The 16,238-nt window shown below is 46.2% G+C and carries 9 protein-coding genes; all 9 read right to left on the bottom strand.

What is annotated here, in order from left to right; genetic code table 11:
• Nucleotides 1-4: 4 nt before the first annotated feature.
• Complete coding sequence (locus tag NYE45_RS12955; protein WP_340016935.1) at nt 5-1,480, bottom strand: sucrose-6-phosphate hydrolase; 1,476 nt, start codon at nt 1,478-1,480, stop codon at nt 5-7.
• Nucleotides 1,481-1,628: 148 nt separating this feature from the next.
• On the bottom strand, nt 1,629-2,612 hold the full coding sequence (locus tag NYE45_RS12950) for a LacI family DNA-binding transcriptional regulator (RefSeq protein ID WP_340016934.1): 984 nt from the start codon (nt 2,610-2,612) through the stop codon (nt 1,629-1,631).
• A gap of 248 nt (nt 2,613-2,860) precedes the next feature.
• Nucleotides 2,861-4,561 (bottom strand): ribonuclease J, encoded by a 1,701-nt coding sequence (locus tag NYE45_RS12945; protein WP_340016933.1) that lies wholly within the window; start codon nt 4,559-4,561, stop codon nt 2,861-2,863.
• Between the two features lie 131 nt (nt 4,562-4,692).
• Complete coding sequence (gene rhaA, locus NYE45_RS12940; protein WP_076330939.1) at nt 4,693-5,964, bottom strand: L-rhamnose isomerase; 1,272 nt, start codon at nt 5,962-5,964, stop codon at nt 4,693-4,695.
• A 17-nt stretch (nt 5,965-5,981) separates the two neighbouring features.
• Nucleotides 5,982-8,051 (bottom strand): bifunctional aldolase/short-chain dehydrogenase, encoded by a 2,070-nt coding sequence (locus tag NYE45_RS12935; RefSeq protein WP_076330938.1) that lies wholly within the window; start codon nt 8,049-8,051, stop codon nt 5,982-5,984.
• Nucleotides 8,052-8,230: 179 nt separating this feature from the next.
• Nucleotides 8,231-9,211, bottom strand: a complete 981-nt coding sequence (locus NYE45_RS12930) for a glycoside hydrolase family 5 protein (protein WP_340016932.1) — start codon at nt 9,209-9,211, stop codon at nt 8,231-8,233.
• Between the two features lie 351 nt (nt 9,212-9,562).
• Nucleotides 9,563-11,902: a beta-galactosidase gene (locus NYE45_RS12925; protein ID WP_340016931.1), complete on the bottom strand. Its 2,340-nt coding sequence runs from the start codon at nt 11,900-11,902 to the stop codon at nt 9,563-9,565.
• A gap of 56 nt (nt 11,903-11,958) precedes the next feature.
• Nucleotides 11,959-15,297 (bottom strand): DUF5107 domain-containing protein, encoded by a 3,339-nt coding sequence (locus NYE45_RS12920; protein WP_340016930.1) that lies wholly within the window; start codon nt 15,295-15,297, stop codon nt 11,959-11,961.
• Nucleotides 15,298-15,472: 175 nt separating this feature from the next.
• Complete coding sequence (gene treR, locus NYE45_RS12915) at nt 15,473-16,183, bottom strand: trehalose operon repressor (protein WP_076330934.1); 711 nt, start codon at nt 16,181-16,183, stop codon at nt 15,473-15,475.
• Nucleotides 16,184-16,238: the final 55 nt, after the last annotated feature.

Genomic DNA, 16,238 nt, shown 5'->3' with positions numbered 1-16,238 from the left:
ATCCTTAATAATCCCATTGGGTTGCTTCCAAATCAGCCTTACCGCCGTGTGCAAAGAAACGAATGTCCACGCTATCCCGGCTTGGGAAAATCCGGCTGGTAAAGACCTCTTCCCCATCATTCACAAAAATCTCGACCGAAGAAGAATCTACGAACAGATGGAACTTAACCACGTCCGCAGTAAACGTGCACCGTCGTACAACGCCATTCTGCTCTGCCAATTTGGTACCAGACTTCGTCCGATCCAGGACAACTTTCTGCTGAATTCGGTCATACAGAAGAACCGTTTTTTCAGTTCCATTTGCCCGGAATTCGATGCCTACAACCTCTGCATCTACATGGCTTATCTCACATTTCAGCTCATAGGCAATCCCCTCAAAACCAGCGAAGGATCGGCTCTCATTGTCAATCGTTGCGTTAATATGAGTCCCTTCCTCTTGCAGACGTAATTGCACCATCTCTGCAACAGGTTGTTGGATTAACTTGCCGTCTCGGAATGACAGCTGCCGAGGAATGGTCAGACAATGAGCCCAACCACTATCATCTGTCGGATATTCCAGATCGGGAAGTCCCATCCATCCAACCAGAATGCGTCTTCCGTCCGGGCCTTGCATCGTCTGCGGAGCATAGAAGTCGAATCCACGATCCAGTTCCTGAAATTCACCATGATTGAACTCTCTCGTCTGTAGATTCAGCGGGTCACCAATCAGATAACCGGATTGAAAAATATTCTGATAATGATCTCCCATGGCATCTAAGCCTTGTGGGGAAAAGACAAGCACACCTTTCCCGTCCATCTCCATATAATCGGGACACTCCCACATGTAACCAAAGGAGGTTAACTGCGTACGAATTTCACCAAGAAACTCCCAGTTTGTCAGATCCATTGAGCGATACAGCACCGTACATCCCGTCTCATCTGTTCGCTGCGCTCCGATTACACAATAATACGTGTCTCCTTCTTGCCACACTTTGGGATCTCTGAAGTGTTCCGTGTATCCCTTTGGAACCGAAGAGATGACCGGATGATTCAGCTTGCTTACTGAACCGCTTTCATCCATGACTGCCAAGCATTGATACGGATGTCTGACCCAAGCCTCATCCCTCGTATTGCCTGTGTACAGCAAGTGCAGTTTGCCGTCTTTTTCAATCGCGCTTCCGGAATAAGCTCCGTGCGAGTCATATGGATCACCCGGTTCGATTGCAATGCCGACATTTTCCCAGTTCACCAGATTCTTCGAGCGGGTATGATACCAGTATTTCATGCCGTGTTCTGTTCCAAGTGGAAACCACTGATAGAACAGATGATAATAGCCTTGATAATATGCAAAGCCGTTAGGATCATTAAGCAGACCTGTTATCGGCTGAATGTGATAACGCTGTCTCCATGGACATTCGGATATCCGTGCTTCAAGCTTCGCAATCTCTCCAGGCTCCGCTTGCTCAATTCGTCTGTAGCGCTGCTCTCTAGTCATTTTCATAGCTGTTCTCCATTCAAAATATAGGAACCGGTTCCGTTAGATGCAAAAAAAATAATTCCATATGGCATTAGTGCCTGCCCGTGTTCGCATATCCGCATTGGATATTTACGATGGAACCGGTTCGATGGAATTATCATAAAGGATGTTTTTATAATTTGTCAACGCTTTCTCGAGGAATTAGTTCTACATCAAGTGTTGTTCGTTCTTCCACCGACTCACCTTTTACCAGACGAATAATATGATTCGCGGCTACTTTGCCTGCCTGCAAATAATGATATTTCACCGTCGTCAGCGTGGGATGAATCATCTCCGTAATATCATATCCGCCAAATCCGGTAACAGATAATTCTTGCGGTATGCGAATTTTATTGGAAAATGCAATCTTCATCACACCCAGTGCGATATTATCTGTAGCCCCTACAATGATCGTTGGTGTGATCTCTTTCAGTATAGCCTCAGCGGTAATGATGGCTTCTGACATCTTGAAGCTCGTCTCATAATACTTCACTTCACAATCACCACACTCGGCGATTGCTCGTTGGAAACCCTGTTTGCGATGGATACCTACTGCCTGATCCTTCTCGCTAACCCCCATATACACAATCTTGCGGTGACCCTGTCCTACAACATATCTACCCATCTCATAACCGGCCTGATCATCATTGTGAACCAGACTATGTAGTTGCTCATGCTGCTGACCCACCAATAACACCGGAATGCCTATATCCTCAACTGCTTTCAAGTGTGCTTCAGTTACTTCAGCAGCCAGCAGAATAATACCCGACACCTTTTGTCTTGCAAAATCATATATGGCGTCTATCTCGCGCTGCATATCCTGGCTTGTATTCGCGATCAGCATCTGATACTGATTACTCCGCAGTTCTTCATCAATTCCAATCAATGTCTGGGATGTTGCAAAAGAATCAAGACGTGGCACAACCGTACCGATAATACTGGTCTTCTTCGCCTTTAGGCTCTGTGCAAATGTGTTGGGAACATAATTGTATTGTTTGATAATACGCTCAATCTTCTGGCGTGTATCTTCACTAACAGATCCGCCGTTCAGGAAGCGAGAGACCGTGCTCTTCGCCACACCTGCCATCTGAGCGATATCAGAAATCGTTTTATTCATAAAGACTCCTCTTATTTTCATTAACTTGTTTACCTTTTATTATACTTCGAATCGCAAACCTATGGCGAATTTGATTCATACTCAATTTAATACACATCACGTGGTACAACTCCGAATAAACAGCAAAAGCCCGATGGCAATGTGACGTTCATACAGAAGTATGATCCGACATTCATCAGGCTGTTAAGCTTCCATATACACGTTTGCACAGGCCACTAGCACAAGAATGCTCCCTATTCCGTACGGCCTCAGACTTCAATAATGATAGGCAAGATCATAGGTCTTCTTTTGGTTTGAGCGTAAATGTAGTGACCGATCTCGTCTTTCAGCTTTCTTTTGATCACATTCCACTGATTCACACCAGCCCCGGTCAACTCACCCATCCGGTTCAGAACCAGCTCATGAATCTCATGCATGAATTCTTCCGAGTCCTTGACGAACACAAAACCTCTGGAGATAATTTCGGGTGACGTGACCATCTGTTTCTCCGTTTTGCTCAGTGTAGTCACAATAACCAGCATGCCATCGGATGATAGTTGCCTGCGATCACGTAGTACAATATTGCCGACATCGCCCATAATCAGACCGTCTACAAGACTGTTGCCTGACGCAATTTTGGGGCCCAGAGAAGCAGTGCCGTCTTTGTATTGGACCATATCCCCATTATTCACGATGAACACATGATCACGCTCTATTCCTACGGACTCGGCAAGCAGTCTGTGTTGATACAACATGCGGAACTCACCGTGGATCGGAATGAGATAATCCGGCTTCATCAGGGTCAGCATCAATTTGAGTTCTTCCTGACTGCCGTGTCCGGATACATGCATCCCGGCTGCACCGCTGGAACCATATATGACACGCGCTCCGAGTACATACAGATTATCAATCACATGTGCAAGATTCCGTTCATTACCCGGAATGGCTCCGGCGGCAATAATGACCGTATCCCCGGCATTAATTCTTACGTGAGGATGCTTACCTGATGCCAAACGTGATAATGCTGCCATCGCTTCTCCCTGGCTACCGGTACATAATACAACGACTTGTTCAGGTGGAAACTGATCCGAATCGATAGCTTCAATCAACAATCCGTCAGGAACTTGCAAATACCCCAATTCACTGGCCACCGATACCACATTAACCATACTTCTGCCCAACAGTGCCAGTTTGCGCCCCGTCTCGAATGCTGCATTCACAATCTGCTGTACCCTGCTGACATTTGACGCAAAGGTGGAGATAAATACTTTTTGTTTTGCACGGATAAAGGCATCCAGAATGTGGTCTCCCACAATACGCTCGGAAGGTGTAAATCCGGGTCTTTCTGCATTAGTACTCTCGGAGAGCAATATATGAACCCCCTGCTTACCTATCTCGGCCATGCGGTGCAGATCAGGGAAAGGTCCATGTACAGGCGACATATCAAATTTGAAATCTCCGGTATGCACGACATTGCCTGCTTGAGTCTTAAAAAAGATACCCAAACAATCTGGAATACTATGACTGGTTGCGAAAAAGGAAACTTCGATCCCTCCCAGCGTAATGCTGGAATGAGCATCGATGGTGTGCAGGTCCGCCTGGCGCAGCAGCCCATGCTCTTTCAGTTTAAGTTCGATCAGCCCGCGCGTAAGCCTGGATGCATACACCGGGATGTTCATTTGTTTTAACAGATAGGGAATGCCACCGATATGATCCTCGTGTCCGTGGGTGACCACCAGACCCCTTACTTTATCCAGATTCTCCAGCAGATACGCTACATCCGGAATGATCAGATCAATACCCGGCAAGGTCTCATCGGGGAACTTCGAACCACAGTCAATCACAATGATGTCCTGATTGTACTGGATGAAATACATATTCTTCCCTATTTCATTCACGCCGCCAAGTGCAGCAATATACAGTTTGTTGTGGGCTAGATTCAACTCTAGTAATCCTCCTCTGCGTGACATACGTATGCGATACGGATCTATATTCCTAGTATGGAAGCAATCGCCTTAGTTATGCATTTCAGCGCGATTATGCCAAAAAAACCACCACGGAAATTTCATTCCGTAGTGGTTTATACAAAAAATAAATGCGGTTACACCAATGATTTATCACGCTGTAGCAATACGTCTTGTTCATAGGTTTTGATATCGGTGATCCACTTTTCACGAACTGGAACGCCTTGCTGAGCACAATAGTAGTCCCAGATTGCGCCAAACGGATAGGATTTGAACTCTTCCGTCAACGCGAGACGCAGGGTGTAATCTCCGTCCAACTCGGCTTGTTTCAAGGCATCCACCGGTTCCAGCATCGCACGCAGAAGGGCTTTGATCGTATTACGTGTTCCTACAACCCAAGCAGCAACACGGTTAATACTTGCATCAAAGAAATCCAATCCAATATGTGTGGTCGCAAGCAGATCATGTCGAACCAGTTCACGGGCAATTTCCAGCAACTCATCGTCCATAATTACCACATGGTCACTGTCCCAGCGCATCGGGCGGCTTACGTGAAGCAGAATGCCGCTAGTAAACAAAGATAGGGACGACAGTTTATTGGAAATAACCTCTGTTGGATGGAAATGACCCGCATCAAGACAGATCAACGTATCATTTTGCAAACCGTAACCCATATAGAATTCATGAGAGCCCACCACATACGCTTCCGAACCGAGACCAAACAGCTTACTCTCTACCGCGTCCAGGTTGTGCTCCGGGTTAAGTGGTTCGCCGAATACTTCATCCAGCGATTCCTTGAGACGTTTGCGTGGTGTCAGCCGATCCACCGGATTATCCTTGAATCCGTCCGGCACCCATACATTGGTTACACAGGTCTGACCAAGCTGTTCGCCGAAGTAAGCGCCAATCCGGCGAGACGCCTTGCAGTGATCAATCCAGAACTTGCGAATCTCAGGGTCCGGATGACTGAGCGTGAATCCGTCACTTGATTTTTCATGGGAAAAACACGTTGGGTTAAAGTCCAGACCGAGTCCTTGTTCTTTGGCCCATTTCACCCAGTTCTCATAATGCTTCGGCTCAATCCGATCCAGTTCAACCTTTTCGTCTGTATCCGTGTAGATCGCATGCAGATTGACCTTATGTTTGCCGGGAATCAGAGCGAAAGCTTGCTCCAAATCGTTGCGAAGTTCAGCAGGTGTGGTCGCAGCCCCCGGATACTGACCTGTCACGGAAATACCACCTGTTAACTCTCCATCTTTATTCAGAAAGCCTTTAACATCATCGCCTTGCCAACAGTGTACGGATACTTTGATATCCGCAAGTTTGTTCAGCACCTCGTCCGTATCAATTCCGTGCTGGGCATACAATGCCTTGGCTGCTTCATACGCTTGCTTGACTTGGTTATCCATCGCAAGAACCCTCCTATTTAACGTGTAAATGCTGCCGGTACACCGCCATCAATGGTCATCATGCAACCGGTTGTTTTTTCGGATTTCGAAGAAGCAAAGAATGCGATCCCTTCCGCAATATCTCTTGGATAGATATTTACGAGCAATGTCGTCCGTTTGCGGTAATACTCTTCCAATTGATCCGGCTCGATACCGTATGCCGCTGCTCGTTCGTTTCTCCAGGAACCGTTCCAGATCGCTGACCCTTGTAGAATAGCATCAGGAAGAATCGTATTTACACGAATGCCATACTCCCCGCCTTCTGCTGCAATACAGCGTGCGAGATGAGCTTCCAGTGCTTTAGCCGAGCTGTAAGCAGAGGCACTTTTACCCGCATACACCGAGTTTTTGGACCCGATAAATACCATGCTTCCACCAATACCCTGCTGTTTCATCAGCTTGAAGGCTTCACGAGCCACAAGGAAATACCCTGTACCCAGTACATTCATGTTCAGGTTCCATTCTTTCAGGGACGTTTCATCAAATGGGCTGGATGTCGCCAATCCGGCATTGTTCACGATGATGTCCACTCCGCCATATTGCACCGCAACATCTGCATACGCAGATTGAACGGCTTCTTCATCGGTCACGTCCATTTTCAGCGCATAAGCACGATTTGCACCGTATTGATCATTGATCTCCTGCGCTACCTTCTGTGCGCCCTCCAGATTGAGATCAGCGAGCACGACATGAGCGCCTTCAGATACCAATCTACGTGCTGTTTCACTTCCGATACCGCCTGCTCCACCTGTGATAAATGCCACTTTGCGGGAGAATTCGGTTTCTGCGGGAGCCAGAGATAATTTGTACAATTCCAGCGGCCAGTACTCCACATTGTAAGATTCGTTTGCACTGAGTGATACGAATTGACCCAGGCTAGTGGCTCCACGCATAACGGCAATGGCTCTGTGATACAATGCACCGCTTACTTGGGAAAGTGCCCAGCTCTTGCCTGTATTGATCATGCCCACACCAGGAATCAGGATAACGCGAGGAGCCGCTTCGAACATGACGTCACCTTCGTTTTTGTTGCTTTCAAAATACTGCTGATATTGCTCTTTGTAGGCTGCCACGCCTTCCACCAGTTTCGCTTTTAAGCCTTCGATGTCATCCGCATCTGGCGTCCAATCAATAAACAGAGGTACCACTTTGGTATGTACCAGATGATCCGGGCAAGCCGCACCCACCTGAGACAATTGCGGAGAATCCGCTCCTCCCACAAAAGCAAGCACATCCTCCTGATCGTCAAAGGACAGAATCATTTTTTTGCTATCCGATACTGCTCCACGAATCGTTGGCATCACGCGTGATACGATCTGACGACGAACATCTGCCGCTAGTGCCGGGTGCTTCACACCACCAAACAAGCTTCCTTCGTCCACCCGTCCTTCAATGAATGCTTCCGCTTCATTGATAATCTTGATCGTTTGAGCGTAACATTCCTCGGATGTTTCTCCCCAAGTCACGAGTCCGTGTTTTTCCATCAGTACGAGTTCGGCATTGGGATTCGAGAATACGCTTTCAGCAATCATTTTAGATAACGTAAACCCAGGACGTACATAAGGCACCCATACAAAACGATCACCGTAGATCTCTCTCGCCAATTCCTTGCCGTTATGCGCACAACACAGGCTGATAATCGCATCCGGGTGCGTATGATCCACATGCTTATATGGAAGGAACGCATGCAGAAGAGTCTCGATGGAGGCACGCGGGTGCTTGGCATCAATCATGCAATGTCCCAGATATTCAACCATCTCTTCATCTGACATGGATTCACGTTCAATTAATGGTCGAATGTCCTCTAGCCCAAGTCCGGTAAAATGCTTCGCTTCCATGGAACCCAGATCGGAGCCGCTACCTTTCACATACATTACTTCTACATCACGACCACGAAAATCCTTCACTGTCGTTTTGGTAGACGTATTTCCACCGAAAATGTTACATACACTGCGATCGGTTCCAATCAGGTTGGATCGGTAAACCAATTGCTCCAGTCCTGTTGTTTTCTCAGATGCCTGCGATGCATTCCATAAACTCTGTACCATTCGTTTCCCTCCGATAATGTTTGTTTTATTCCTAATCCGAGTTTATCATCTTTGTTTTGTTTTGAAAACAAAAGATTTTAAATATAAACGGAAAAATTCAAAAACCAATATGGATTAAGCACTTTTATTAAAAAAACACCCTGACGTGAACGTCAGAGTGTTCCTTTTTCATCGGCGGATTAGAAAATCCCCGCTTTTTGGGAAGTGTTTTTAATACCATAGGTATCATTCACTACGGTGTTGCCAAAGCTGGTTAAGCTTCCGTTCGGACCTGTAGCCATGTCCAAATAGTTCAGACCAGAACTGTTTCCATACCAGGACCAGGCAAGCCAGCCTACGCCTTTTTCCTGACCATATCTCATAATAGCATACTCATCCACATCACCATTTGTGTGGTATCCCCCGAACTCACCAATGATCAGCGCCAATCCTTTGTTCAGCACATTCTCCATATTGGCTTTGACCGTTGCAGCATCTTTGCCAGCATACTCATACATATGAATGGAGAAGACGGTATTTTTTAGAGTATCGGCTGCAAATACACTTTGTCCATAATCGACGATGGATTGAGGGAATTGTCCCCATCCTGCTGCATCCACAATTAGCGTATTTTTGATTCCCGCGTTTCTTAGTTTCGGAATGGCTTTTTTGTAACCATCAGCCCACGCACTTCCATTCCACGTTCCATACCATTCATTGGCGATGTTGACGATTACCCGATCTTCTTTGCCAATCAAAGCTTCCTTAATGCTAATCCAGTAGTTCACCGCGGCATCCAACGAATTATAGTCATCTTTCCCTGTGGCGTCATGGACTTCGAGTACAGCTATCATTTTATTTTGGTTAACCACGTTAATTATATTTTTAACAGCGTTCAGATCATCTTTGGTGTACAGGCTACCATTCGAAAGAACAATGCGTACTGTATTGGCACCTGTTTTGGCAATTGCAGGAATAGCGGTATTCAAATCATTTTTGAACCAGGAATGTCCGTGATTAACACCTCTCATGACAAAAGGCTTGCCAGTGGAATCATACAACTTGTTACCGCTCACATAAAAACCTGTGGCAGCAGATGCTTTGGGGGCTGCACTCCCCAGTACCATGAACATGAGAGCAGCAATAACCGTGAAGATTGTACACTTTTTCAGATTAACCATTCGTTTGGAACCTCCTGTATTTTTTTATTTATTTCAATTAACCCTGCTCCAGGCAATAAGTTAACTAAAATCGTTGATAATCGAAGTTCTTATGGTAGTTAACAAAAACAATAATAACCTTATTTATTTATATGATTTAACTTAAATAAACTTTATCGATAAGGTTATGGAGTTATAATAAAATGAAAACGCTTACTAGTCAAGATGTTTTTACCATGATTAGGAATCATTTGTTTTTACATCACACAGCAAAAAAGGCTCTCTCTCCTCACAATCATTCGGAGAAAGAACCCTCTGTATTATTAATGTCAGTTAACTTTTGTTTATCTGTTGTTTAATCCCTAATCTAGACTAAGCGTCTTCCCTAACTCCCGCCAGCACCAACCCCACCCGGTACTGAGGTATCACTCGAATCTGATTGAACTTCCCGATCTCCACACCCTCAAAGCGCTCAACATAAGCTTGATTCACATAACTCTCAGTCGTACCTCTTCGAATTGGCGTTATGGACAGTCGTAACGCATGATCAGCCAGCAAATGACGGGATTGCTTCAAACCAAGCATCCAGCTATGCCCATAGTGAATATGGTCGGTTAACATCTGATGATGAATATGTGCTGCTGCTACGTCCCCTTCATAATCAATCTCAACCCACACGTCATCTACCTGTTCCGGCCATTTTGTGTCCAATCTCAGTGTTGCTGCATACTCTTTCGGATAATCAACCTCTACAGCAGGTTTGTAAGGCGAAACTTGGATTGTGTACGTATCGAATACTCCTTGCTTAGACTGGGATGAGACGGTATATTCAGAAGCGGTAATCTGTTCTGGTGCCGGATAAAAGGATACCTCCATCTCCGGTTCCTCCACAGATGTGCATATGAGCATTTCATTCTGTATATACAAATGACTGCTGCTAATCACAAGCCTTTCTGCTCCGCCCACATGGAAACGGTAGGCATGCAATGCTTCTTCACGGGTCAACGTAATGATACGTATGACTATTCCGTCGGATGTTGTGACTCTCAGATGATGGTCCTTGCCGGCAATCGGGTGAATCACAACTTCATTTCCCTGCTCAGATACTGTGCCTTCAGGCATATCCACATTTGTAACAGATGATGTATCCATAACATACTCAGGCTCCATACCTTCATGAGCATAAAAGACAGCCGTAAGCTCCTGATTTACCATAAATCGGGTCAGTGGCTGAACGGTAGCACTAATGATCTTCATTCCACTCAGATTCATATGGAATGGCAGAATGACAGCCATGCCGGATTTCAGCTGCATCGTTCCTTCTCTGGGATAAGAAGCAGCCCCATTGCTGGTATGCAACGCCAATTGAATATCACGATCAGGCAACGCCACATGATCCTGATAATTATTCAAAAACAGGAATCCCGAGCCATTTTGTTGGCGAACAGACCAACGCATATCCATCGTGTTCTCCGGTGTTATCGCATGTTGACCATCCGGTACAACACTTCCCATTGGCGCAAGCAGCTCACCGTATGCTTCCAGGAACATGGACAAGGTACGAATACGGTCATACGATTCACCAATACGTCCGAATTCTCCGAGTGGGGCTTGATAATCATAAGTCATTTTTGGCAATGCCTGTTCGTTCATATAAGATTTTTGCCCTACCGGATTGGTACCGCCATGATACATATAATATCCGACGAGATTACTGCCGTTTGCCAGCTTCACAATGGTCATCGCCTCAACACTGTCCGCATCAACAACTGGCCGAGCGTGATAACTGACCTGCATGCCGCCAGCAAGCTCGCAATACGCCGCAGGATACTCCAGACTGTCAAAATCCACTTCTTCCACAGGATTCATATGCAGATCCCGGAATAAATACTCGCGGCTTGGAGGCTGATTCGGAATCCATGGTGTGTACGCATACCCCGCGAGCATCGGCAACGTGCCTTCTTCAGGCACCGCAGCATTCCCCCAAGCCGTGGCAGTATAGAACAAGGGTTTCATGCCGACTTCTTCGGCAATATGGCGAAGCATCTTCAGATGTTCTCGTCCATCCCGGCCGGAGGTAATGTATTTTTCGCGGGTGTACCCCCAGGCATCCATGGGTGCGCCAGCGTGCATGTACTCATTTTCCAACTGTACGGCTATAACGGGCCCACCCTCCTGGTGAAAACAGCCATTGAGCTGACGGGCAATCTCGCGATATAGTCGCTTGGCGTAATACAGATACCCTTCATCATTCGATCTGACTTCAAATGCATAACTGAATAACCAATCCGGCATCCCTCCATTGCGAACTTCCCCGTGACAGAATGGACCAATCCGCACGATCAGAGGCAGCTGATGTTTGCCACACAGATCCACAAAGTGCCGCAAGTTCAGATTTCCCGACCAATTAAACTCGCCTTCCTGCTCCTCGTGAAAATTCCAGAAGACATAGGAAGCGACGATGTTCACCCCGCCTGCCTTCATCTTCAGTAACTCTTCCTCCCACTGCAGGTAAGCGAATCTGGAGAAATGAAATTCACCAACCACAGGAATGTAGGGCTTATCGTTGCGGACCATATAATAATTGGTAAAGTCATACGACTCCCCTCGTGGATTCTTGCCACTGCTGCCAGTCATGCGACCCGCACGAATGTCCTTATCTTCTGCGTCCAATACAAAGCGAATATGGCTACCTGCTACACTATCGTTCATGGATTATATAACTCCTTCGATATAAATGGGATATGGTTGATGATGTAGATTATCAATTATACATGGACGATTGCCCCTTGATGATTCGGGTTCTTCTCCAGTACTCGCTCCAACTCATCCTTTGCTTCGTTCGTCCGACCCAGTCCCAGGAGACCCAATGCCCGCATGTAACGGCAATGTTCTACATTGCGCTGATCGAGATCATCGTCGAATACCAGAAAATCGGGCAGAGAGACCGCAAAGTAATCCATTCGGATGTGATCTTGCATATGTCTTTCGGCATAATCAATCAGTTTGTTAAAGCGTCTGTTTGCTTCCTTCGTATTGCCAAGCTTCTGCCAGGCCAGTCCCTGATAATAGATCGATTCAGGCGGTTGATCATTATAGAACATCGCGCTTGCCGGTTCGTTCAGACCGATTGACGCTCTTAGGAAACTTTCCTCTGCAGCCTGATTATTCTTCAATTGCTGGTAGGTACAGCCCAGATAAAAGTAAACTGGATTGTCTCCAGCTCCCTCTAGCTTACCTTCACCCAAGTTCTCAGGGTAAACCAAAGCCTTCTGCAACAGCTCCAATGCGAGTTCAGGTTGTTGTTTCTCCAGATGTTGCTTCGCCAGTTCTGTCAGTGCCGTAACATATTGTCCAGTTACCTTGCCTTCTCCACCCTCCCAGGGATGAAACCGCCGTGCCTGAAGAGCATCCCATGCTTCCTGATGACTACCCTGCATATTTAATAGAGTCACCCACTCGATATACAGATCATCACGGTGATGAACCAACTCCATGTGATCTTCCAGCTGTTTGATTCGACGCTCACAAGAATACCCCATCTTCTTGCGCAATTGATCCAACTCGTAGAAGGTTCGAGCATCCTGTGAATCCAACCGGAAAGCTTGCTCTAAGGATGCCAGTGCAAGATCGGGCCGATTCAACTTGTTATAATAAGCCAGTCCCAGATTCCGATGCACAGTTGAATATGCAGCATCCGCCTCACGCGAAGTTTCCCAATGAGTAATCGCTTCCTCGTAGCGTTTATGATCATATAGCCAATTTCCCAGGTAATAGTGAGCACGCGCATCATTCGAATCCACTACCAATACATCCTGAAGTACCAGGAATTCAAATAGTGTGTTAGGAAAACAATAATCGGTTGGAGCAGCTTTCCCCTGCTTTTGATATTCTCGGGCCTGTTCTTTATCCCCCAACTGACGATACAAGTAAGCCTGCGCATAGCCAACCATGGGATAAGGCTGTGCAACTTCGGATTCAACATAAGAGAGTACCTTCAGTGCTTCTTCCCACAATCCACAATCCGCGTAATCTGCGACGACATTCAGATAATTATGAACGTTTCCTCGCATCAGACGAAGGAAATGCTCACGTGCTTGCTCCGCTTGTACTTTCTCTGAAGGTGTAGTCGCTTCGCTATAGATCAGGACTAATTCATGTGCAGCTCCAAATTCAACCGGGTCCAATGCCAATGTCTCACGCGCATATTGGATCGCCTGTTTATCCTGACCCAATCTACGCAGCAGAGCCACCTTCAGATGCCGAGCCTTATAATTTCTGGTGTTACGAATCAGCGAACGTTCGATGTGATCCAACGCTTCCATGTACCGATGTTGACCCGTATCGATCTGAGCAAGCATGTAATAACCCGTATCCTGATACTGTGCAGACCATACGGCTTTATACAGTGCTGCATAGGCTTCTTCCTGTTTCCCTTGTAGTTTCAAACTCAGACCGAGCTGGTAAAATGCTTCACTATCATATGGATTCGTATTTTTCCACGTCAGCGATTGTACGGCCTGTCTGAAATGCTTCTCTGCATCTTGAAACAGCCCTCTACGCAGCAGCAATGTACCATACGCAAGGTTTAGACGTATATCCGTTGCATCACGCTTCAGGCCTTCCAGATAATAAGGTTCCGGTTCATACGTCGCATGCCGATATTGCTCCAGATGAAGACCAGCCAGATATAGTTGTTCATTCGTACGAATCTCGGATGGTAGCGGAAGTGGTGTGGCCGGATCTGGAACTTCCTGAATCTCAGAACGTTCAGGCTGATAGGACACAAGTACTTTTCCTTCCGCAGTTCGAACAGCTAACTTCAATTGATGCCATTCATCTTGTCCGCTCCACGGGAATGAAGATTTATATAGTTCCGTAGGTGAGATATTACATCTCTCATGGAGATATACCGCGGTTGGTCCTATCACTTCAACGGTCACTTGTTCAAAAACCGACGTCGCATATACCATCACAGTTACCATTCCAGTCGTTTCGTCCATTTCCAGATTAACCGCTGCATCAATCGTTGCATTTTTGACCATGCCAATTCCTTTATACGGCATAAAATACTGCGAAAATGATTTGGCTTCATAGGGCTGTAACCATGTAAAATCAGGCTGATTATCGGTGTAGATCCCGGTCATTAATTCAATATAAGGTCCATCCTCGTCCGTTAACTGGCGATCCCAGGCTTGCCCGAATGCACCGTTCCCCCAGGTCCATTGTTTCTTGCCGGGTGAGACATGGTGATTGGCTACATGCAACAAACCTGCCTGCACTCCGTGGTCATAGCCCCCTACGAAATTATAATCCGACTTATACGCCATGTAGGATGTTGGAACCGGTATGTTTTTGTATCGCGAGATATCCACACCTTCGGAATAGTCCATCTTGTAATAGGTTCCGGTTGCGATCGGAAACCGGGATACATCCCGTTTACCGTGATCCAATACAGCCGTTACATCAGGCGGAAACACAGATTGCGTGTGATCATTGACGGCTACAGCTGGATTGGCCCACCATAGAAAGGTTTGAGGTGTGTTGGTACGATTATATACCTCGGCATGGATTTCAAGATAGGCTTTGCCAGGATGTAATGTGAAGCCCGCGGTCATTTTGGTACCATACATACGATCAATCTCACCCACCCAGACGGTAGCGCTTCCATCTTCGTTACTGCCAAATGTATAATCCACTGGGCCAAACGTGTTGGGCCGATGATGCTGTGGCCAGTTGAATTCAATTCCACCGGAAATCCATGGCCCTGCCAGACCCACAAGTGCAGGTTTAATCACCCGGTTATAATATACAAAATCGTAGTCGTTGGTCCGATCCAGCGCACGATAGATACGTCCGCCAAGTTCGGGCATCATCTCGATACGTACATATTCATTTTCGAGAATAATTAGTCGATACGACTTCATTTTGGCCTCATCTTCAATGCTGTCGATCACAGGATGCGGGTACACCTTACCCGAACTGCCCTGATAGATTCGCTTTTCAAGAAACATCGGATTTTTGTCCGGTTTACCTGTACCATAGGTTGGAATATCTCTGGTTTCTTCCCATATGCGGACGTTTGATTTCGCTGTCACGTGATTCAATTCCCTCACTCCTTGGCCTCGTGTATATCGTGATCATACGCTCCAGCATGAAGGAAGAACATTGACATTAAGCGGTTCTTGATGGACGATCTTCGGATTTCCCGCATAACCAAAGAGAGTACCGATCCACCCAAATAATGCAGTGAAAGGTACTCTCTGATCGATCTTGATTAACTTATCTACGGCGTGCAAAATCCACAAATCTGAACTTGTCCGGTCGATGCCTCGACTCCGTATACTGAAATTGACTAGCATCCTCCAGGTAAACCTGGCTCCTTACCACAACCACATTGTGGAAACCTTCAAGGTCAAGTAATTCCCTGTCCTCAGCGGTGGGTTCTTCCACCAAAATCTCTTTCTTGGCAAACGAAATGGAAAGCCCCAGCTCTTGCTCAATGTACTGATAGATGGAATCATTACAGATTTCTTTGCTGAGCCCAGGAACAAGCCGCTGGCTGATGTAATCTTTGTCCAGAATGACGTGCTCTCCATCCACTTTGCGCACACGTCTGATCTCCCAGACCTGTTCATTCAGACCAAAGTTAATTTTCTTGTACAATGCCTGATCGACCTGTTGCTCCTCGAAAACCTTCACATACGTTTGAGCCCGATGCCCCATTTTTTTGGCTAATTCCTTGAAACTAACCAGACCTGAGATGGGAAAATCGATCTTGCGAATATCCAGTACAATCGAGCCCTTGCCTTGAATTTTCTGAATATAACCTTCTTCGTACAACATTTTCAGCGCTTTGCGAATGGTCTCTCGGGACGTTTGATAACTTTCCGATAGATCCAGTTCCGATTGAAGTAACGTACCTGCCTCAATCTCTCCAGTCCGAATACGATCTGCAATATCTTCATATATCCGGATAAATTTATTATTCATTATTCATCACCATTGTTCATTACCCTTTTTTTATCATATTGGCAACCTATTATAG

Origin of the sequence: Paenibacillus sp. FSL K6-1318, assembly GCF_037976905.1 — a bacterium.
GTDB classification, from domain to species: Bacteria; Bacillota; Bacilli; order Paenibacillales; family Paenibacillaceae; genus Paenibacillus; species Paenibacillus amylolyticus_A.
This window is presented reverse-complemented; position numbering and strand designations above follow the sequence as displayed.